17 protein-coding genes are annotated in these 20,140 nt (G+C 63.7%); 15 read left to right on the top strand and 2 right to left on the bottom strand.

The window, feature by feature from the left end; genetic code table 11:
• The first annotated feature begins 53 nt into the window (after positions 1–53).
• The 10 genes from K5K89_RS11705 (at position 54) to K5K89_RS11660 (ending at position 12,596) form a co-directional block, all read left to right on the top strand.
• The gene (locus K5K89_RS11705) at positions 54–1,226 is read left to right on the top strand and encodes an MFS transporter (RefSeq protein ID WP_179029025.1); all 1,173 of its coding nucleotides are present in this window, start codon (positions 54–56) and stop codon (positions 1,224–1,226) included.
• Between the two features lie 36 nt (positions 1,227–1,262).
• Positions 1,263–1,778 (top strand): sigma-70 family RNA polymerase sigma factor, encoded by a 516-nt coding sequence (locus K5K89_RS11700; protein WP_071491502.1) that lies wholly within the window; start codon positions 1,263–1,265, stop codon positions 1,776–1,778.
• Positions 1,779–2,747 carry a FecR domain-containing protein gene (locus tag K5K89_RS11695; RefSeq protein ID WP_222541447.1) on the top strand — a complete coding sequence of 323 codons (969 nt, stop codon included), beginning with the start codon at positions 1,779–1,781 and terminating at the stop codon, positions 2,745–2,747. It begins immediately after the preceding gene.
• A gap of 101 nt (positions 2,748–2,848) precedes the next feature.
• Positions 2,849–5,203: a TonB-dependent receptor gene (locus tag K5K89_RS11690; RefSeq protein WP_222541446.1), complete on the top strand. Its 2,355-nt coding sequence runs from the start codon at positions 2,849–2,851 to the stop codon at positions 5,201–5,203.
• Positions 5,204–5,223: 20 nt separating this feature from the next.
• Complete coding sequence (locus K5K89_RS11685; RefSeq protein WP_071491505.1) at positions 5,224–6,357, top strand: ABC transporter substrate-binding protein; 1,134 nt, start codon at positions 5,224–5,226, stop codon at positions 6,355–6,357.
• Positions 6,354–7,382 carry a FecCD family ABC transporter permease gene (locus K5K89_RS11680; RefSeq protein WP_071491506.1) on the top strand — a complete coding sequence of 343 codons (1,029 nt, stop codon included), beginning with the start codon at positions 6,354–6,356 and terminating at the stop codon, positions 7,380–7,382. Before K5K89_RS11685 ends, K5K89_RS11680 begins: the two co-directional genes overlap by 4 nt.
• Entirely contained in the window at positions 7,376–8,149 is a 774-nt protein-coding gene (locus tag K5K89_RS11675; protein ID WP_071491507.1) for an ABC transporter ATP-binding protein, read from the top strand. The genes K5K89_RS11680 and K5K89_RS11675 overlap by 7 nt, the downstream gene beginning before the upstream one ends.
• 412 nt (positions 8,150–8,561) lie before the next feature.
• The gene (locus tag K5K89_RS11670; RefSeq protein WP_071491508.1) at positions 8,562–9,017 is read left to right on the top strand and encodes a (2Fe-2S)-binding protein; all 456 of its coding nucleotides are present in this window, start codon (positions 8,562–8,564) and stop codon (positions 9,015–9,017) included.
• Entirely contained in the window at positions 9,017–11,236 is a 2,220-nt protein-coding gene (locus tag K5K89_RS11665; protein WP_222541445.1) for a xanthine dehydrogenase family protein molybdopterin-binding subunit, read from the top strand. The genes K5K89_RS11670 and K5K89_RS11665 overlap by 1 nt, the downstream gene beginning before the upstream one ends.
• A gap of 16 nt (positions 11,237–11,252) precedes the next feature.
• Positions 11,253–12,596 carry a c-type cytochrome gene (locus K5K89_RS11660; RefSeq protein WP_222541444.1) on the top strand — a complete coding sequence of 448 codons (1,344 nt, stop codon included), beginning with the start codon at positions 11,253–11,255 and terminating at the stop codon, positions 12,594–12,596.
• Positions 12,597–12,598: 2 nt separating this feature from the next.
• On the opposite strand, the gene K5K89_RS11655 is transcribed toward K5K89_RS11660, so the two are convergent.
• A complete protein-coding gene (locus K5K89_RS11655) occupies positions 12,599–13,675 on the bottom strand; it encodes a GlxA family transcriptional regulator (RefSeq protein WP_092246113.1) in 1,077 nt (358 codons plus the stop codon).
• Positions 13,672–15,081 carry a GABA permease gene (gene gabP, locus K5K89_RS11650; RefSeq protein WP_093513763.1) on the bottom strand — a complete coding sequence of 470 codons (1,410 nt, stop codon included), beginning with the start codon at positions 15,079–15,081 and terminating at the stop codon, positions 13,672–13,674. The genes K5K89_RS11655 and gabP overlap by 4 nt, the downstream gene beginning before the upstream one ends.
• Before the next feature lie 459 nt (positions 15,082–15,540).
• On the opposite strand from gabP, the gene K5K89_RS11645 reads away from it, so the two are divergent.
• From K5K89_RS11645 to K5K89_RS11625, 5 genes are all read left to right on the top strand, one after another.
• Positions 15,541–15,984 carry a GNAT family N-acetyltransferase gene (locus K5K89_RS11645; protein WP_222541443.1) on the top strand — a complete coding sequence of 148 codons (444 nt, stop codon included), beginning with the start codon at positions 15,541–15,543 and terminating at the stop codon, positions 15,982–15,984.
• Between the two features lie 110 nt (positions 15,985–16,094).
• Entirely contained in the window at positions 16,095–17,198 is a 1,104-nt protein-coding gene (locus K5K89_RS11640; protein ID WP_222541442.1) for a serine hydrolase domain-containing protein, read from the top strand.
• 126 nt (positions 17,199–17,324) lie between these two features.
• Positions 17,325–18,110 (top strand): flagellar basal-body rod protein FlgG, encoded by a 786-nt coding sequence (flgG, locus tag K5K89_RS11635; protein WP_071491515.1) that lies wholly within the window; start codon positions 17,325–17,327, stop codon positions 18,108–18,110.
• 63 nt (positions 18,111–18,173) lie between these two features.
• Positions 18,174–18,923, top strand: a complete 750-nt coding sequence (locus tag K5K89_RS11630) for a response regulator (RefSeq protein ID WP_071491516.1) — start codon at positions 18,174–18,176, stop codon at positions 18,921–18,923.
• Positions 18,920–19,981, top strand: a complete 1,062-nt coding sequence (locus K5K89_RS11625) for an ATP-binding protein (protein ID WP_071491517.1) — start codon at positions 18,920–18,922, stop codon at positions 19,979–19,981. The genes K5K89_RS11630 and K5K89_RS11625 overlap by 4 nt, the downstream gene beginning before the upstream one ends.
• Positions 19,982–20,140 lie beyond the last annotated feature (159 nt).

Raw genomic sequence — 20,140 nt, 5'->3', positions numbered from 1 at the left:
CGCGGGAAAAAGTATCAGCGTCCCGCGCGTTTTTTTCATACCGAGGCCGTTTCATGCCACCAACCCGTGTCCTGATTTACCTGCTGTTCACGATCCAGCTTGTGTCGATGGGCGCCATGGAGATGAGCGGGCCGTTCTGGCCCATTCATCTGCGCGGCTTGACCGACTCCGACACGCTGTTCAGCTTCGCCAGCATCGCGGTGTACGTGGGGCCGATGCTCGGCATCCTGCTGACCAGCGCGTTCTGGGGCCGCATCGGTGACCGTTACGGCCACAAGTGGATGATGATCCGCGCACTGGTCGGGCTGACGTTGACCCAACTGGGCCTGGCGCTGTTCAGCGACCTGTGGGCGATCCTGGTCCTGCGGTTCCTGCAGGGCGCCTGCGCCGGTTACATCGCCCCGGCCCAGGCCTATGGGGTGAGCATCGAGGCGCCTTCACGGCGGGCACGGCTGTTTGCGCTGCTGCAGATTTCCACCAATGTCGGCTCGTTGCTCGGAGCGGTGCTGGGCGGCCTGATCCTCGACCATGCCACGTTTTTCTGGATCAACCTCAGCGCCGCCGCACTCTGCGCGGTGTGCACGCTGGTGGCGGCGGTGACCCTGCCGGATGTTGCGCCGGTCAAGAAAACCGCATCCACTGCCAAGGGCGGTGTGTGGCAAGGGTCTGCACTGCTGCCGCTGCTCAGTGTGATGGGCCTCCTGCTGCTGGCGCGGATGCTGCCGCAGACTTCGTTCTCGCTGTATGTGAGCACCACGTTCAACGTCAGCAATGCGCTGGTGGGCCTGTGCTACGGTTTGCTGGCGCTGGGGTTCATCCTGTCGGCCACCGCGTGGTCGCGGCATTTCGAGGGGCGCACACAAGCCGACACACTGCGGCGCATCGGCTACGTGGTGGTCGGCTGCATCGCCCTCACCGGGCTGGCCGGGGTCACCCACAACCCTGGGGTGTTTGTCGGCAGCTACTTCGTGTGGGGCGTGCTGCTGGGCGCGACCACGCCGGTGCTGATGGCGCTGATTTCGAAAACCGCCGACAGCGCCCGGCAAGGCCATGTGCTGGGCATTGCCCAGGGCACCGCGCAGTTCGCCTCGATTGCCGGTATCGCCCTCGGCGGGTTGCTCAGCCAGGTGTATGGCCTGGCGTATACCTACCTGTTCGTATGTCTCGCGTATGCGGTGACGTTCCTTGCGATTCTCGCATTGCGCTACCGCAGGGTTGTCCCTTAGCATTGGGAATACTTCTCAATTGCACGGATCCGCGCCATGAGCGAAATCCTCACCGCCGACAAGCACCAGCACCTGCGCGCGATCGAGGCCCTGTACTGCGGCCATCACGGCTGGCTGTACGCCACGCTCAAGCGCAAGCTCGGCAACGCCATGGATGCGGCCGACCTGGCCCAGGACACTTTCACGCGTATCCTCGCCTCCCAGGTCACGGTGATCGACCAGCCAAGGGCTTACCTGAGCTGCGTGGCCAAGGGCATCCTGGTCAACTGGTATCAGCGCAAGGCGTTGGAACGCGCTTACCTGGAAGCGCTCGCCAGCGTGCCAATCCAGGAAGTGCCTTCGCCGGAAGCGCATTTCGTGGTGCTGGAAACCCTGCACGAGATCGACGCGATGCTCGACGCCCTCCCCTCGCTGGTCAAGCGCACGTTCCTGCTGTCGCAGATCAACGGCCTCAAGTACCAGGACATCGCCGAGCAATTGGGCGTGTCGCTGATCACCGTCAAACGCTACATGAAACAGGCCTTTGTGCAGTGCCTGATGCTGGTGGAATAAGTGCTCAGCCTGCGCAAGGAACCCCCGTTGGCCCCTGAAGTCCTCGAAGAAGCCGCCGAATGGCTGATGCGCCTGAGCGAAAACGACCTCAGCGACCACGAGCGCGCCGAATGGGAGCGCTGGAAAATCAGCAGCCCCGAACGTGATCGCGCCTGGGCCCGTGCGCAATTGCTGCAAAGAAAGCTGGGCGGCCTGCCGCCGTCCCTGGCGATGTCGGCCCTCGACCGCCCGAGCCACCCGGAACGCCGCGCCGCCCTGGGCAAGCTGGCCCTGCTGCTGGCGGTGATGCCGGTGGGCTGGGGCAGTTGGAAACTGGCGCAGACCCAGCAGTGGACCGCCGACTACCGCACTCGCGTCGGCGAGCGCCGCGAACTGACCCTGGCCGATGGCTCGCGCATCACCCTCAACACCGACTCCGCCATCGACGTGCGCTACGACCGCCAGCAACGCCTGGTGCACCTGCGCGAAGGTGAAATCCTGGTGCAGACCGCGCAGGATCCGTCCCGCCCGTTCCTGGTCAGTACGCGCCAGGGCCGCATGCAAGCCTTGGGCACGCGCTTTACCGTGCGCGAACTGAGCGGGCGCACCCACCTGGCCGTGCTCGAAGGCGCCGTCAAAGTGATGCTGGCCGAGAACACTCAGACCGCGCCGCTGATCGTCAACGCCGGGCAACGCACGGACTTTTCCGCACAGACCTTTGGCACGCTCACCGCCACCGACCGCAACGTCGGCGCCTGGACCCGGGGTATGCTGATGGCCGACAAGATGCGCCTGGCGGATTTCGTCGCCGAACTGACCCGCTATCGCCGCGGCTTCGTGCGCTATGACCCGGCGATTGCCGACCTGCGCATTTCCGGCGCCTTCCCCATCAGCGACCCGCAGCGCACCCTGAACATGCTGGTGCAGACCTACCCGGTGCTCGTCAGCGGCCACCTGAACGGCTACTGGGTCACCCTGTCCCCCGCCTGAGTGGGCGTGAAAATAAAACGCCGGGCGGCTGATACTTTTTCCGATCTCGGCTGGCAAACACACGAATACCCTTTTTCCTCTCGTCCACAGGGCTCCCGTTCATGCTTGTGATTCGCAGCGCGCTGCTCAGCCTGGCCCTGGCTGGTGCCGCCATGGCCGCGCAGTTGGATGCGGTCGCGGTCCGTGCCTACCAGATCGCGCCAGGGCCGCTCGGCGCAACGCTGTCGAGCTTTGCCGTGGATGCGGGCATTGCCCTGTCGTTCGTCCCGGCCCTCACCGAAGGCCTGACCAGCCCCGGCCTGTCCGGCACTTACTCGACCCAGGAGGCGGTCACCCGCCTGCTGGCCGGCAGCGGCCTGGAGATGCTGCTGCGCAGCGACGGCACCTACACCCTGGTGCAACGCCAAATCACCCTGTCGGACACCACGGTCAGTGGCGCCGAACAGCGCGCCGACAGTTTGCCGCCGGTGTATTCGGGCGGCCAGGTGGCCGTCGGCGGACGCCTGGGCATGCTGGGCAACAAGGACGTGATGGACGCGCCGTTCAGCGTCAGCACCTACACCGCCTCGTTGATCAAGGACCAGCAAGCCACCACCGTCGGTGATCTGCTGGAACGCGATTCTTCGGTGCGCTCCACCGGGCAGACCGGCGGCATCGTCGACTCGTTTTTCATTCGCGGGTTTCCGGTGGGCGAAGGCAACCTCGGCGAGTTGGCCTTCGACGGCGTGTATGGCGTGGCGTCCAATTACCGGGTGTTCACTGAATACGCCGAACGCGTCGAAGTGGTCAAAGGCCCCGGTGCCCTGCTCTACGGCATGTCGCCCAACAGCGCGGTGGGCGGGGTGATTAACGTGGTGCCCAAGCGCTCGCTGGACGAGGACCTGACCCGCTACACCGCCAGTTATACCCAGGCTGCACACCTCGGCAATCGCATCGATATCAGCCGGCGCTTTGGTGAAGAGCGCCGCTTCGGCATGCGCTTCAACGGCGGCGTGCAGCAGGGTGACACCGTGATCGACAAGCAATCGCGCGAAGTCGGCATCGGTGCGCTGTCCCTGGACTATCAGGGCGAGCGCCTGCGCACCAGCCTGGACCTGATTTCCCAGGAAGAGACCTTCGACGCCGCCTCCCGACCGTTCCTGATCGCCTCAGGCGTAAAGATTCCCGACGCCGCCAATGGCCGCACCAGCGTAAGCCAGGACTGGGGCTGGTCGCGCACACGGGATAAGTCCGCCCTGCTCGGCGGCGACTATGACCTCACTGACAACCTGAGCCTGTTCGCCCATGCCGGTGGCGGCAAGTCGGCAGTGGCGCGCCTGTCGGACCAGACGCCGACCATTGTCAACACGGCCGGCGACACCTCGTCGATCCCCGGCTACTACCGCTTCGAAGTGCAGCGCTATACGGTCGACGCCGGTGCACGCCTGCGCTTCGACACCGGCCCGATCAGCCACAGCAGCACCGTGCAGGTCACGCGCTACCGCGATGAACTGTCACGCGGGATTATCTCCGGCGCGCCCGTGCTGTCGAACATCTACCACCCGGTCGAGCGCCCCAAACCGTCGATCGCCAAGCCCGACGCGCCGAAAGTCTCCGCCACCGAATTATCCGGCGTGGCCATTGCCGACACCTTGTCGATACTTGATCAGCACGTGCAGGTCACCGTCGGCCTGCGCAAACAGAACATCCAATCCCACAACTACAACACCGACGGTGCAGTGACCACGACCTATAACGAGGGCAAGACCACGCCGCTGTTTGGCGCGGTGCTCAAGCCCTGGGAGCACGTAGCGCTCTATTACAACTACCTCGAAGGCTTGAGCAAGGGCGAAGTGGCGCCGTCCAACGCCTCGAATGCCGGGGAGATCTTTGCGCCTTACGTTTCCAGGCAGCATGAAGTCGGGGTCAAGCTCGACTACGGCACGTTCATGTCCACCCTGGCGCTGTTCCAGATCCAGAAACCCAGCGGCGAGCTGGCTGCCGGCCGCTTCTCGGTGCAAGGCGAACAGCGCAATCGCGGCGTGGAAGTGAGCGTGTTTGGCGAAGTCGCCCCAGGCACGCGCCTGCTGGGTGGCGTGACCCTGCTGGATGCGCAGCTGACCAAAACCGGCGTCGCCGCCAACCAGGGCAATACCCCAGTGGGCGTGCCCAAGGTACAAGCCAACCTCTGGGCCGAATGGGACGCGCCGTGGGTCGAAGGGCTGACGTTGACCAGCGGCGCGATCTACACCGCCAGCCAGTACGTCAACCAGGCCAACACCCAACAGCTCGATGCCTGGACCCGCTTCGATATCGGCGCGCGCTACAGCACGCGGATCGCCGAGCGGCCGACCACCTTCCGCGCCACGGTGCAGAACCTGTTCGACCGCGAATACTGGTCCGGCGTGGCCTCCTACGGCGCGTTTTCCCAGGGTTCGCCACGCACCCTCCTCCTGTCGGCCACGGTCGACTTCTGATACCTGCAAGGGCTTACTTGATGCTTTCGATTGTTCGTTGCGGCCACCGCCTGGCGGCACTGGTGTTGACCGGGTTACTCGCGCTGCCTGCGTTGGCGGCGCCCACCACCGTCACCGATCTGCTCGGGCGCCAGGTCAAGGTCAACCTGCCGGTGCAGCGAGTGATCCTCGGCGAAGGCCGCCAGCTGTACCTGGTGGCCGCGCTGGATACGCAGAATCCCATCGAGCGCATCGTCGGCTGGCGCAAGGACCTGATCCAGTCCGACCCGGACACCTACAACGCGTACCTGCGCATATTCCCAGGCATTGCCAACATCCCCACCTTCGGCGGGTTTGAAGACGGCACCTTCGATATCGAGCAAGCGATTTCCCTGCGGCCCGATGTGATCATCCTCAATATCGAAGCGCAACACGCGACCGAAGACGCACGCTACATCGAGAAACTCGACGCCCTGGGCATTCCGGTGGTGTACGTGGATTTTCGCAACCAACCCATGGCCAATACCGAACCGACCATGCGCCTGTTCGGCCAGTTGTTCGGCAAGGAAGACCGGGCCGAGGCGTTCATCGCGTTTCGCAAGCAGCAGATCAGGCGGGTGACCGATGTGATCGCAGCTCAAAAACCGAAGCGCCCGGCGGTGTTCATCGAGCGTATCGGCGGCTACTCCGACGATTGCTGCCTGAGCTTCGGCAACGAAAACTTCGGGCTTTTCGTCGAAATGGCCGGCGGTAACAACATCGCCAAGACCATCATTCCCAGCACCTTCGGCCAGTTGAACCCCGAGCAGGTGATCGTGGCCAACCCGGACCAGGTAGTGGTCACCAGTGCCAACTGGGAGGCGTTCGCGCCGGGCGGTCATTGGGTCGGCGTCGGCCCCGGTGCCGACATGGGCCAGGCCCGGCACAAACTCGCGTGGTACACCCAGCGCCCGGCCTACGCCGGGATCAAGGCCCAGCAAAACCAGGCCTTCCATGCCATCTGGCATCAGTTCTACAACAGCCCCTATCAGTTCGTGGCGATCCAGCAATTGGCCAAGTGGTTCCACCCGTCGCTGTTTGCCGACCTCGACCCCGAAGCGACGCTACGTGAACTGCACGCACAGTTCCTGCCCGTGCCCTACGCACCCGGCTACTCAGTGAGCCTCAAGCCATGAGCGCTTACCGCCGACTGGTGCTGCGCAAGCGCCTGATCCTTTGCGTGCTGGCCCTGCTGTTGTTGTGCAGTGTGCTGCTCGACCTGGCCCTCGGCCCGGCACGCTACAGCCTCAGTGAAGTGCTCGGCGCACTGCTGTCGCCGGACAGCGCGGCGCCGCAGGTGCGCGTGGTGATGTGGGATATCCGCCTGCCCGTCGCCCTGATGGCCGTGGCGGTGGGCGCCGCGCTGTCCCTGGCCGGCGCGCAGATGCAGACCATCCTCAACAACCCGCTGGCCAGTCCGTTCACCCTGGGGCTTTCCGCCGCCGCCAGCTTTGGCGCGGCCATGGGCCTGGCGTTCGGCGTGGCGCTGTTTCCGTTGGCGGCGCAGTACATGGTGCCGGTCAACGCGTTCATCATGGCGATGCTCTGCGCGCTGCTGATCCACTTCCTGAGCCTGCGCCGTGGCGTCACCGCCGAAACCATCGTGCTGCTGGGTATTGCCCTGGTGTTCACCTTCAACGCGCTGTTGGCGCTGGTGCAGTTTTTCGCCACCGAGCAAGCCGTGGCGGCCGTGGTGTTCTGGACCATGGGCAGCCTGACCAAGGCCACCTGGCCCAAGCTCGGCGTGATCTGCCTGGTGATCCTGATCACGCTGCCGATCTTCGCCAGGCGCGCCTGGGCCCTGACCGCCCTGCGCCTGGGCGACGACAAGGCCGCCAGCTTCGGCATCAACGTGCGCAGCCTGCGCTTCCAGACGCTGATCATGGTCAGCCTGCTCGCCTCGTTCCCGGTGGCGTTTGTCGGCACCATCGGCTTTATCGGTTTGGTCGGCCCGCACATCGCCCGCATGCTTATTGGTGAGGACCAGCGCTTCTTCCTGCCCGCCTCGCTGCTCACCGGCGCGCTGATCCTGTCGGCCAGTTCGGTGGTCAGCAAAACCCTGATTCCGGGCGCAATTTTCCCGATCGGCGTGGTCACCTCGCTGATCGGCGTGCCGTTCTTTATCTCCCTGATCCTGAGCGGGAAAAAACACCCATGGTAAGCATTCAGTTGCAGGACCTCGGCGCCAGCTACGGCCAACGCAGCATCATCAGCGGCGTGTCCACGGCGCACTTTGTCGGCGGCCAGGTGGTGGCGGTAATCGGCCCCAACGCAGCGGGCAAGTCCACCTTGTTCAAGCGCATGGCCGGGCTGATCGAAGGGCCGGGCCAGGTGATCCTCCAAGGTTCGACAAAGGGCACCCAAGCCATCAGCTACATGCCCCAGGGCCTGAATGCGAGTGCGCGGTTGACCGTGTACGAATCGGTGTTGCTGGCACGCAAGCAGCTGTCCCCCGCCTGGGCCGTGCAGGACGACGAACTGGCACTGGTCGATGAAATGCTCGCCGCGCTGGGCATCACCGAATTGTCCTTTCGCAACCTCGGCGAACTCAGTGGCGGCCAGCAACAGCTGGTGTCCATCGCCCAGACCCTGGTGCGCGAACCCGACGTGCTGCTGATGGACGAGCCCACCAGTGCCCTCGACATGCATCGCCAGGTGCAGGTGCTGAACTTCATGCAGGCCCTGGCACGCAAGCGCCAGGTGATCGTGTTCATCGCCCTGCATGACCTGAACCAGGCGTTGCGCTTTGCCGACCAGGTGCTGGTCATCGCCGACGGCACCGCCCAGGGCAGCGGGCCGAGCCATGAGGTGATCAATGAGGTGATGCTGCGCGAGGTGTACAAGGTCGAGGCGCGGATCGAGCGCTGCAGTCGCGGGCAGCCCCATATTTTGATCGACGATATTGTGTGTGCACGAGCGAAGGCTTGAATCGGTGGCAAGCCCAAATGCCAGTCAGTTAAGGGCGAACACTGTACCTGTGGCGAGGGAGCTTGCTCCCGTTGGGTCGCGAAGCGGCCCCAAAATGGGACTACTGCGACGATTCGACAAGCCCGCTCACTACAAGTGGCTGCGTAGGCGAGGTTCATAGCACTGGAACACGAACCATCTGCCAAGCGGCAAAGTCGCCAATAGCCCAAGCACCTCGACGCCTGATGCAATACCGCCGTATAGCCTTGTCTACAGCGCTTTCACCCGATCCTGTTGAATGCTTGCCCGATCCTCCGATTTGTCGACCATTGGGTATCTCCCCCCTTGCACTCTGGTCTAGAGTTCGACAATAAGCGGCCACTGCGTTCACACCTAAAACAGGCCGCACCTACCGATGATCAGCAGGTGAGCCATGGAATTACGAATCAACCAAAAGGCCTATCAGGTCGATGCCGACGCGGACACGCCATTGCTGTGGGTGATCCGCGATGACCTGGGCCTGACCGGCACAAAGTACGGCTGCGGCCTGGCCCAGTGCGGCGCCTGTTCGGTGCTGGTGGACGGCAATGTGGTGCGCTCCTGCGTCACACCGGTGGCCGGGGTGGTCGGGCGTGAAATCACCACCATCGAGGCGATTGAAGAGGACGAGGTCGGCAAGCGTGTGGTCGCGACCTGGGTCGAGCAACAGGTGGCGCAATGCGGCTACTGCCAGTCCGGGCAGGTGATGGCGGCCACGGCGCTGCTCAAACACACCCGCGCACCGAGCAAGGCGCAGATCGACGCCGCCATGGTCAACCTGTGCCGCTGCGGCACGTACAACGCCATCCATGCGGCCGTCGACGCCCTGGCCAAGCAGGAGGGCGCGTGATGAACATCCTCGACGAACTGCTCGACGCACCGGTCAACCTGTCACGCCGCCGCTTTCTGGCGAGTACCGCCGTAGGTGCGCTGGTCATCGGTTTCGGCCTGCCATTGGGCTCGGGCCGGGTACAAGCCGCCACTACCGCTGAACGCGGCACCCAGGTGCCGGCGTTTCTGGAGATTCGCCCGGACGGCACGGTGCGCCTGCTCAGCCCGTTCATGGAAGGCGGGCAAGGCACCCATACCGCCATGGCGCAGATCGTCGGCGAAGAGCTGGATGCCGACCCCGCCACCTTCATCGTCGAGGCCGCCCCGCCTGGCGAAGCCTATGTGGTGATGGAAAACGGTATGCGCATCACCGGCGGCAGCATGTCGGTACGCATGAGCTACCCGACCATGCGCCGCCTCGGCGCCCTCGCCCGCGCCATGTTGCTGCAGGCCGGCGCCAAACAATTGGGCGTGCCGGTGGGCGAACTGACCACCCAACCTGGCCGAGTCGTGCACGCGGCATCCGGCCGTTCGCTGGGGTATGGCGAACTGGCCAGCAGCGCCCTCGACATGCCAGTGCCCGATCCTGCCAGCATCACCCTGCGCGACCCGAGCCAGTTCCGCTGGATCGGCAAGCCGGTCAAGCGCCTGGACGCCTACGACAAATCCACCGGCAAGGCGCTCTACAGCATCGACCTGAAAGTCGACAACATGCTCCACGCCGCCGTCCAGCATGCGCCACGCCTGGGCATGACCGTGGGCAGCCTGCGCAACCAGGCGCAGGTCGAAGGCATGAAGGGCGTGCATTCGGTACACGTGCTGCCGGGCGCGGTGGCGGTGGTGGCTGAACGCTGGTGGCACGCCAAGCGTGCGGTGGAAGCGGTCCAGGTCGACTGGCAGGAAGCGGCGGCCGACTCGACGCTACGCGTGATGCCGGCGGACTTCTCCAGCGACAAGCATTTCGAGTTCCTCGCCGCCCAGCAGGGCCCGGCCCGTGATGACGAAAACGAAGGCGACGTGGCCGCCGCGCTGAAAGGCGCCAAGACCCAGGTCGAAGCGACGTATCACAACCAGTACCTCAACCACGGCCAGTTGGAGCCGCCCTCCGCGCTGGCCCGCTTCAACCCGGATGGCACCCTGGATATCTGGCTGCCCAACCAGGCGCCGGACATGTTCCGCGCCGATATCGCCAAGCGCACCGGCCTGGACCCTGCGCAGATCAACCTGCATTCACCGTTGCTCGGCGGTTTTTTCGGCCGGCATTTCCTGTATGACTCAGCCAACCCCTACCCGCAGGCCATCGCGCTCGCCAAGGCGGTGGGTCGTCCGGTCAAGCTGATCTGGAGCCGAGAAGAAGAGTTCCTGCGCGATGTATTGCGCCCGGTGGCCGTGGTCAAGTTCCGCGCCGCACTGGATGACAAAGGCCTGCCGGTGGCCATCGAAGCGGTAAGCGCCACCGAAGGCCCGACCGAAGCCCTCGCCGGCAAACAGGGCGACAAGATCGACCCTACGGCGCTGGAAGGATTGTCGGGCAAGTCCTACGCCATCCCCAACAAACGCATCGCGCAGATCTACGTCAAAGGCGCGCCCATGCTGGGTTACTGGCGTTCGGTGGGCAATTCGCTGAATGACTTTTTCTACGAGTCGTTCCTCGACGAACTGGCGGACAAGGGCAAACAGGACCCCTATGAACTGCGCCTGCACCTGCTGCGCGACAACCCACGGCTGACCACCTTGCTGCAAGCGGCGGTTGAACTGTCCGGCGGCTGGAAGCGCGGCCCTTTCATCGCCGAAGACGGCAGCCGGCGTGCACGCGGCGTGGCCATGGCCTCGCCGTTCGGTTCCCACACGGCGGCGATTGCCGAGGTGTCCATCGAGAATGGCAAGGTCAGGGTGCACGATATCTGGCAGGCCATCGACCCTGGCAGCATCGTCAACCCGGCGATTGTCGAGGCACAGGTGAATGGCGCGGTGGCGCTGGGCTTGTCCCAGACCTTGCTGGAAGAAGCAGTGTACGTGGATGGCAAGCCACGGGCGCGCAACTACGACCTGTACCCGATCCTGGCACCGGCGCAGATGGCGCGGGTGCATGTGCGGGTCGTCGAGAGTGGCGAAAAGATGGGTGGTATCGGCGAGCCGCCGTTGCCTGCCGTGGCACCGGCCGTGGCGAATGCGGTGGCGCAATTGACCGGCCAGCGTGTTCGCAGCCTGCCCTTGAGCCGACACACCTTCAGCTGACTTTCAGGAAATGCCCATGAACAACCGTCGATTCGCAAGAACCGCAGGCTGGCTGGCGCTGCCCTGCCTGGTCGCGGCAGGCCTGCTGGCCTGGTACGTCACCCGTGAGCCCGCCACACCGTTTGCACAAGCACCGGCCACCGCCACCTTCGAGCCGGCCCTGGTCAGCCGCGGTGAATATGTCGCGCGTCTCAGCGACTGCGTGGCCTGCCACAGTCTGCCGGGCAAGGCGCCGTTCGCCGGTGGCCTGGAAATGGCCACGCCGTTGGGGGCAATCCATGCCACCAACATCACGCCGGACAAAACCACCGGGATCGGCAGCTACAGCCTGGCCGACTTCGACCGTGCGGTACGCCACGGCGTGGCACCGGGGGGTCGACGGCTGTACCCGGCGATGCCCTACCCGTCCTACGTCAAGCTCAGCGACGATGACGTGAAAGCGCTGTACGCGTTCTTCATGCAGGGCGTGCAACCGGCCAACCAGGCGAATATCCCCAGTGATATTCCCTGGCCGCTGAATATGCGCTGGCCCATCGCGCTGTGGAACGGCGTGTTCGCGCCCACTGCAACTTATGCAGCCAAACCCAACCAGGACGCGCTGTGGAACCGCGGCGCCTACATCGTCCAAGGCCCCGGCCACTGCGGCAGTTGCCACACGCCACGCGGGCTGGCCTTCAACGAGAAGGCGCTGGACGAGTCCGGTACGCCGTTCCTCGCCGGTGCCCTGCTCGACGGCTGGTATGCACCGAGCCTGCGCCAGGACCCCAACACCGGGCTGGGCCGCTGGGATGAGGCGCAGATCGTGCAGTTCCTCAAGACCGGGCGCAATGCCCATGCGGTGGTCTACGGCTCGATGACCGAAGCGTTCAACAACTCTACGCAGTTCATGCAGGACGACGACCTGGCCGCCATCGCCCGCTACCTCAAGTCACTGCCCGGTGACCCGCAGCGCGACGGCACTCCTTGGCAGTATCAGGCGGCCGCCACCAACCCGGACGCCCCCGGCGCCCACACCTACGCCACCCGCTGCGCCTCCTGCCATGGCCTCGACGGCAAGGGCCAGCCCGACTGGATGCCGCCCCTGGCCGGCGCCACCTCGGCCCTGGCCAAGGAAAGCGCCTCGGCGATCAACATCACCCTCAACGGCTCGCAACGCGTGGTAGCCGCCGGCGTGCCGGACGCCTATCGCATGCCGGCGTTCCGCGAGCAACTGACCGACCAGCAAATCGCCGAGGTGCTCAGCTACGTGCGCGGCACCTGGGGTAACAACGGCGGTGCGGTGGATGTGAAGGCCGTGGGCAAGTTGCGCGGGCATACCGACCCGGCGAGCAGCAGTCCGATCATCTTGCATATGCGCTGAGTTCAGGACTTCAGGTTTTTCACACTGGCAAACGTTGCCTCGCCCCGCGCCTGCTCCAATACATTCATTGGCGCGGGCGCCGGCAATGTGTGCAACGCCGGCTTGAGCATGATGGACCGCTCGCTGTCCGTGACGGAACGCTCGTCACTGGGGGGCACGCCGAAGTACTCGCGATAGCACTTGGAGAAATGCGGCGTGGACACAAAGCCGCAGAGCACGGCCAATTCGACGATTGAAATGGGTGTCTGCTTGAGCAACTGCCGCGCGCGGATCAGCCGCAGCCGCAGGTAGTAGCGCGAGGGCGAACAGTGCAGGTACTTCTGGAACATGCGCTCAAGCTGGCGACGCGACAGCGCGACATACGCCGCCAGTTCATCCAGGTTGATCGGCTCTTCCAGGTTGGCCTCCATCAATGCCACGACTTCCTGCAGCTTGGGCTGCTGGGTGCCGAGCATGTGCTTGAGCGGTACGCGCTGGTGGTCCTGCTCGTTGCGGATGCGCTCGTAGACAAACATGTCCGAGATGGCCGCCGACAATTCGTGCCCGTGCTCACGGCCGATCAGGTGCAGCATCATGTCCAGGGGCGCCGTGCCGCCTGAACTGGTGAGCCGGTCGCGGTCGAGGGTGAACAGGCTGGAACTGACGGTCACCCGTGGAAACGCCTCCTGCATCGCCGCCAACCATTCCCAATGCACGCTGCATTCATACCCGTCGAGCAAGCCAGCCCGCGCCAACACAACGCTGCCGGTGCAAATCCCACCCAGTCGCTTGGCATAACGCGCCTGGCTGCGCAGCCACTTGACCAGTTCGCCGGTCACGGTGCCCTGGATGCCGATGCCGCCGCACACCATCACAATGTCGGCGGGCGGCACGCTGAGGATCGAACCGTCGGGCGTGATCGGCACACCGTCGCTGGCCCACACCGGGTTGCCGTCCGGGCTTGCCGTGTGCCACTTGTAAAGCTCCTGGCCCGACAACTGGTTGGCCATGCGCAACGGCTCCACCGCTGCCGCCAGCGACATCAGGGTGAACTGGTCCAGCAGCAGGAAAACAATACTGCCGACCGGGCGGCCACTCATGATTGCGAAACTGCGGCCACCGGTTTTTGCGTGGGTTCCGGGTGCCGGGCGGTGAGCAAGCCGATCAAGGAAATCATCAGGGCCAGGACGAGGGTCGAAGAGACTTCGAAACGGTGTTCGGGCGTGACCAGCATCACCGTCAAGGCCGCGCAAATGAACGCGATGACCAGCCAGGTCAGCCACGGAAACAGCCACATCTGGAAGCTCAGCGTGACCTTGCGCTGGCGCAGGGTCTTGCGCATGCGCAACTGCGAAACCGCGATCACCAGGTACACCAGCAAGGCGATGGCCCCCGAACTGGCCAGCAGGAACTGGAACAGCCCGGCCGGCATGAAGTAGCTGAGCAGGGTCACGCCCGCGCCCAGGATGGTGCTGGCGATCACCGCCGCCCTCGGCACACTCGCCGCCGAGGTCTTTTTCATCAGCGCGGGTGCATCTCCTCGCTTGCCGAGGGAAAACAGCATGCGCGAGGCAATGTAGATCGAAGAGTTCATGCAACTGGCCACGGCGATCAGTACCACCCCATCCACCAGCAGCTTGGCGTGGGGAATGTTCATCAATTCCAGTGCACGCTGATAAGAGCCAACCGAGGCCAGCAACGGGTCATCCCATGGCACCACGGAGATCACCACGAAGATCGACAGCAGGTAGAACACCCCGATGCGCCACATCACCGAGCGCGTGGCCCGGGCGATGTTCTGCGCCGGGTTGCTGGACTCGGCCGCCGCAATGGTGACGGCCTCCGTGCCGATAAAACTGAACATGATGGTGATAAAGGCGCCGACCACCGCCGACAGCCCGTTGGGCGCAAACCCGCCATGGTCCTGCATCAACTGGCCAAGCCCACTGGCCTCGCGTTCCGGCACCCAGCCCATCAGCACCGCAAAGCCCACGCCGATAAAACCGATGATCGCGATCACCTTGGCCATGGCGAACCAGAACTCGAACTCGCCGTACTTGGACACGCTGAACAGGTTGGTGACCACCAACAAAAAGATCGACAACAAGGCAAACAGCCAAGCGTCGATCTGCGGGAACCACTGGTTGAGGATATGCCCGGCGGCCAGGGCCTCGATGGGGATCACCAGCACCCAGAACCACCAGTACAGCCAGCCGATGGTAAAGCCGGCCCAGCGGCCGATGGCCTGGTCGGCGTAGGTCGAGAATGAGCCGGTATCCGGGTTGGCCACCGCCATCTCCCCCAGCATGCGCATCACCAGCACCACCAGCAGGCCGGAAAACAGATAGGCCAGCAGCACCGCCGGCCCCGCCGCCGCAATCGCATGCCCGGACCCGACAAACAACCCCGCGCCGATAATCCCCGCAATGGAAAGCATGGTGACATGGCGCGGCTTGAAGCCTTGCGCCAACTGGCCGTTCGAGTCGTTGGAATTGAGGCTATTCATTGTTTTTGTTGTTCTCGGTGACCGGCGTGAGGACTGACTGGAGGGTCAGGCGATCGTCATTTTTGAATGATGGGTCACCTTACGCGGGCTGACTGGCGCGAAAATAGCCTGAAAACGGCGGAGGTTGGTCTGATATCGACATAGTGTTTCGGAAATAGGTTATCCGGTACGTCAGGCCTTGCCGCTCTGCCGGTCGATCACGGGCGAATGATCTCTGCGGCAAGGGCACTTACCCTCCCAAATTCATCGTATCTGACGATAGAATCAGGCTACCCGATGGATCACTTGTTACATACAGAAATACCTTCTCAGTCTCAGCAGAATCATCCCTGGCTGATTAGTAGGGTTGTATCTATGACAGCAGGTTTGAACCATGAACGACGAATACGACTTCAGCGCCGGCAAGCGCGTTGCAGTCGCCAGCAACAAAGGCTAAACCCACTCCGCTGAGGTAATCACTTGCCTACACGCTCGATAAACATCCGCCAGGCCACGCCCGACGACGTGCACGCCCTGATCGAACTGGATGCTTACGCCACGGCCCATACCCACCGCCGCGTATTCATCCATGAAGCGGTGGTTCGCCAACACTGCCTCGTCGCCGTCGATAGCGCTGGCCGGTGTGTGGGATACCTGGTGCTGACCCATGATTTTTTCGATCATGGCTTCGTGGCACTGGTGGTTGTGTCGCCGGTTTATCAGCACCAAGGTGTTGCGCTGCGGTTGCTGACGGCGGCACAAGCAGCGTGCAAGACGCCCAAGCTGTTTACTTCAACCAATGCGTCGAACACCGCCGCCCAGGCGCTGTTTGCAAAGGCCGGGTTCGTGCCGAGCGGGCACATCGAAAACCTTGACGATCACGACCCAGAGCGGGTGTATGTGAAATTCATCCAACCCCTGTGAGTGCTGGCCTCATCAGCTCCACGCCGCCTCCATCGAACCTCCCGCAAACATCCACCCCCCTCGCGCACACTGGCACCTCCTGAAACCGCAAAAACGCTTCAGAGGTGCCCATGTTCCGAACCCTTGCGGCGAGTGTCCTGCTGATGTCCGCGCCCCTGGCGATAGCCACCCCGCTCACGGACGAACAACGCTCGGCCATCGACCGCTATGTCAACGCAGAAATAACCCGTCAGCAGTTGCCGGGCCTGGCCCTCGGGATCTTCCGAAACGGCCAGGCCGTGCTCGCCGAGGGCTATGGCCTGGCGAATGTGGAACTCAACGTGCCCATGAGCGCCGACAGCGTGTTACAGTCTGGCTCGGTGGGTAAATCCTTTACCGCAACGGCCGTCATGATGCTGGTGGAGCAAGGCAAGGTCGGCCTGGACGACAGCATCCGCCAGTACTTCCCCGAGGCGCCGGCAAGTTGGGCGCCGATCACGGTCGCCCATCTGTTGTCCCACACGTCCGGCTTGTCGGCCTACGACACGCCAGCGCTGCAAAAGCCTGGTGGCCCATTGGATATACGCCGCGACTTCACCGAAGCGCAGCTGGCCAAGGCGATTGCCAAGCTGCCGCTGGACTTCAAGGCCGGGCAGAACTGGGCCTACGAAAACACCAATTTCGTGCTGCTCGGCATCCTGATCCAGCGTGTCAGCGGGATACCTTATGGCGAGTTTCTCCAGCAGCATATCTTCACACCGCTGGGCATGCGCTCGACACGGGTCATCTCGGACCTCGCGATTGTGCCCAACCGGGCGTCGGGCTACGAAAGGGTCGACGGTGAGCTGAGGAACCAGGAATGGGTGTCGCCGACCTTCAATGCCACGGCCGACGGCACGCTCTATTTCAGCGTCCGCGACCTGGAGCGCTGGGACCGCGCCCTCTACGATGAAACCCTGCTGACACAAGCCTCGCTGCAACGGATGTGGACGCCCTACCCCTACGCCGGCAAACAGCGGGCGCAAGGCTACGGGTTCGGCTGGGAAATCCGCACAGTCAACGGCCACCCCGTGATCGAGCACGGCGGCTCCTGGCAAGGCTTTACCTCGTCCATCTCGCGCTACCTCGACGACCGGTTGACGGTGGTGGTGCTGACCAACCTGGATGCCGAACACAGCTACCCGGAAGTCATCGGACGTGGCGTAGCCGGCCTGATCGAACCCGGATTGAAGTGATCAGGGCCAACAAAAAATGCCGCTCTCCATCATTCCTCCACAAAACCTCCCCTGAATGCGCACGTTCGTTGCGCACAATGGCTTTCATCAGAGTGCCCGGTCGACCGGGTTCACACGGAGAACGGCATGATTCCAGCCCTGTACGTCGCAAAAACCGGCTTGTCGGCGCAGGACACGCAGCTGACGACAATTTCCAACAACCTGGCGAACGTCTCGACCACCGGTTTCAAACGTGATCGCGCCGAGTTCCAGGACTTGCTCTACCAGATCAAGCGCCAGCCGGGCGCGCAGTCGACACAGGACAGTGCGTTGCCGTCGGGGTTGCAACTGGGCACCGGCGTACAGATCGTCGGCACCCAGAAAAACTTCAGCGCCGGCAGCCTGCAAACCACCGGGCAACCGCTGGACCTGGCGGTGAACGGGCGCGGTTTTTTCCAGGTGTTGCAGCCGGACGGCACCACCGGCTATACCCGCGACGGCACCTTTCACCTGAACGCCAATGGCCAGGTGGTGACGGCCAGCGGCTTTGCACTGGAACCGGCCATAGTGGTGCCGGATAACGCCAAGACCTTTACCGTGGGCCAGGATGGCGTGGTGTCGATCACCGTGGCCGGCAACCCCGCTGCGCAAGTGATCGGCAACCTGCAAACCGCCGACTTCATCAACCCCGCCGGCTTGCAGGCAATCGGCAACAACCTGTTCCTGGAGACCGCCTCCAGCGGCGCGCCCCAGGTCGGCACGCCGGGGCTCAACGGGTTTGGCACCACCCTGCAACGGTCCCTGGAGACCTCCAACGTGAGCACCGTTGAAGAGATGGTCAACATGATCACCACGCAACGGGCCTATGAAATGAACTCCAAAGTGATTTCCACCGCCAACCAGATGTTGGGCGCCCTCACCCAGAAGCTATGATCAACACTTGCAAGCGTGGCCAGGGAGCGGCAAACACGACAAGGCTTATTCACCGAGCAGACTATGAACGATTTTCCCGTTGCATCCTCGCCCCTTCCGAACAGCGTCCGAGACACCCAGGCGCTGATCCTGATCGCCGAAGACGAGCCCGAGATCGCCGACATCCTGATTGCCTATCTCAAGCGCAGCGGCTTTCGTACCGCTCACGCCCTCGACGGCCGGCGCGCCCTGGAATTGCACCAGGCCCTCAAGCCCGATCTGATGCTGCTGGATGTACTGATGCCCCAGGTCGATGGCTGGAAGGTCCTGGCCGAGGTGCGTCATCGCGGCAATACGCCGGTGATCATGCTGACCGCCCAGGACCAGGACATGGACAAGCTGATGGGCCTGCGCATCGGTGCCGACGACTATATCGTCAAGCCATTCAACCCGGCCGAGGTGGTGGCGCGTACCCAGGCCGTGCTGCGACGCTCCATCGCCTACACATATGCCGCCGGCGCCAATGTGTTGCGGGTCGATGGTTTTGAAATCGACATCGAAAGCCATCAGGTCACGGTGAATATCGAGGGCAAGGTCCTGCCGCTGCTACTGACCGTCACCGAATTCAAACTGCTCGCGCAATTGGCCCGGGCACCGAAACGCGTGTTCAGCCGCGCGGAATTGCTGGCGCTGTGCTCACCGGAAAGCGACAGCCTGGAGCGCACGGTCGACAGCCATATCAGCAAGTTGCGCCGCAAGATCGAAGACCTGGGGCTGCAAGGCGTGCCGGCGAGCATTCGCGGCGTGGGCTATCGGTTCGGGAGTGGCGTGTGAAGAAGCTCAATGGCTTGAGCCGCCAGATCATTGCCGCCATGTCGGCGGTGGTGCTCTGCGTGATCGCCCTGGCCGTGATCGGCTCCTACGTGTTTTATGCGCTGTTATGGACCTATTGGCCGCTCTCGGACGAGCAGGCCGATGCCTGGCTGCCGGCCAATGTCGAGTGGGCGTGGATGGCCTTGACCACCTGCGTCAGCCTGGCGGTGGGTGCCTTCGTGGCCACGCGGCTGTCGCGGCGGATCCTGATGCCGCTGAACTCGGTGGCCGAGAACCTGCGCAAACTGGCGGATGGCGACCTCGACGTGCAAGCCGTCGCCGGTGACCAGTCCATCGGCGAAGCGGCGATCCTGGTGGATGATTTCAACAGCATGGCCCAGCGCTTGAAGCGCATGGCACAGGAGCAGGCATTCTGGAATGCCGCGATTGCCCATGAACTGCGCACGCCGCTGACCATCCTGCGCGGCCGCCTGCAAGGCTTGGCCGAGGGTGTATTCGAACCGGACACGGCGCAGTTCTACAGCCTGCTCGGTCAGGTCGAAGGGCTGGCGCGGATGATCGAGGACCTGCGGGTAGTCGGCCTGGGCGACAGCGGCTACCTCGAACTCAATGTGCAGGACGCCGACCTGGCCGCCGGCATTGAAGAGGATGTGCGGCTGTTCGAACCGAGCCTGGTCGCCGCCGGTTTTACCCTGCAACTGGACCTGCAACGCCGGACCCTGCGCTGCGACCCCGCCCGGATACGCCAGGCCCTGCTGGCCCTGCTCGACAACGTGCGTCGGCACGCCACGCCCGGCAACGTCAACGTGCACCTGAGCACCCGCGATGGCATGCATTACCTGAGGGTACGCGACGACGGCCCCGGCATCGATGAGAACCTGGCCACGCACCTGTTCGATGCCTTCCAGCGCGGCGAAAACTCACGTTCCCGCGCCCAGGGCGGCAGCGGCCTGGGCCTGGCGGTGGTGCGCGCGATTGCCCTCGCCCACGGCGGTGCGGTGACGTGCCGGAAAATGGAAAACGGCGGAACGCTGTTTGAACTCAGTTGGAATCTTTGAGTAACCCTGGCCTCACCATGCGCATCTTTTCCATGATGTTCAGAACAACCCGGCGCTATCGATGCTTTGTCTTATTGGACGCCGAGGGTACGTGCGTTGCATTCAAAAGCTGTGCAGCACTGCCCGGAAACGGGCACTGGATCGAAGTTGAATGCATCA

It is taken from the genome of Pseudomonas sp. DR208, from assembly GCF_019823005.1.
In the GTDB taxonomy this organism is placed as follows: domain Bacteria; phylum Pseudomonadota; class Gammaproteobacteria; order Pseudomonadales; family Pseudomonadaceae; genus Aquipseudomonas; species Aquipseudomonas extremorientalis.
The sequence above is the reverse complement of the archived record's forward strand: the minus strand, read 5'-3'. Positions and strand labels throughout refer to the sequence as shown.

What these genes read in the sequence shown, in the direction of transcription:
- gabP (WP_093513763.1), bottom strand. Translation starts at nt 15,081, where the DNA reads ATGAATAGCCTCAATTCCAACGACTCGAACGGCCAGTTGGCGCAAGGC.
- K5K89_RS11675 (WP_071491507.1), top strand. Translation starts at nt 7,376, where the DNA reads ATGGTAAGCATTCAGTTGCAGGACCTCGGCGCCAGCTACGGCCAACGC.
- K5K89_RS11630 (WP_071491516.1), top strand. Translation starts at nt 18,174, where the DNA reads ATGAACGATTTTCCCGTTGCATCCTCGCCCCTTCCGAACAGCGTCCGA.
- K5K89_RS11670 (WP_071491508.1), top strand. Translation starts at nt 8,562, where the DNA reads ATGGAATTACGAATCAACCAAAAGGCCTATCAGGTCGATGCCGACGCG.
- K5K89_RS11665 (WP_222541445.1), top strand. Translation starts at nt 9,017, where the DNA reads ATGAACATCCTCGACGAACTGCTCGACGCACCGGTCAACCTGTCACGC.
- K5K89_RS11640 (WP_222541442.1), top strand. Translation starts at nt 16,095, where the DNA reads ATGTTCCGAACCCTTGCGGCGAGTGTCCTGCTGATGTCCGCGCCCCTG.
- K5K89_RS11700 (WP_071491502.1), top strand. Translation starts at nt 1,263, where the DNA reads ATGAGCGAAATCCTCACCGCCGACAAGCACCAGCACCTGCGCGCGATC.
- K5K89_RS11690 (WP_222541446.1), top strand. Translation starts at nt 2,849, where the DNA reads ATGCTTGTGATTCGCAGCGCGCTGCTCAGCCTGGCCCTGGCTGGTGCC.
- K5K89_RS11660 (WP_222541444.1), top strand. Translation starts at nt 11,253, where the DNA reads ATGAACAACCGTCGATTCGCAAGAACCGCAGGCTGGCTGGCGCTGCCC.
- K5K89_RS11685 (WP_071491505.1), top strand. Translation starts at nt 5,224, where the DNA reads ATGCTTTCGATTGTTCGTTGCGGCCACCGCCTGGCGGCACTGGTGTTG.
- flgG (WP_071491515.1), top strand. Translation starts at nt 17,325, where the DNA reads ATGATTCCAGCCCTGTACGTCGCAAAAACCGGCTTGTCGGCGCAGGAC.
- K5K89_RS11680 (WP_071491506.1), top strand. Translation starts at nt 6,354, where the DNA reads ATGAGCGCTTACCGCCGACTGGTGCTGCGCAAGCGCCTGATCCTTTGC.
- K5K89_RS11655 (WP_092246113.1), bottom strand. Translation starts at nt 13,675, where the DNA reads ATGAGTGGCCGCCCGGTCGGCAGTATTGTTTTCCTGCTGCTGGACCAG.
- K5K89_RS11705 (WP_179029025.1), top strand. Translation starts at nt 54, where the DNA reads ATGCCACCAACCCGTGTCCTGATTTACCTGCTGTTCACGATCCAGCTT.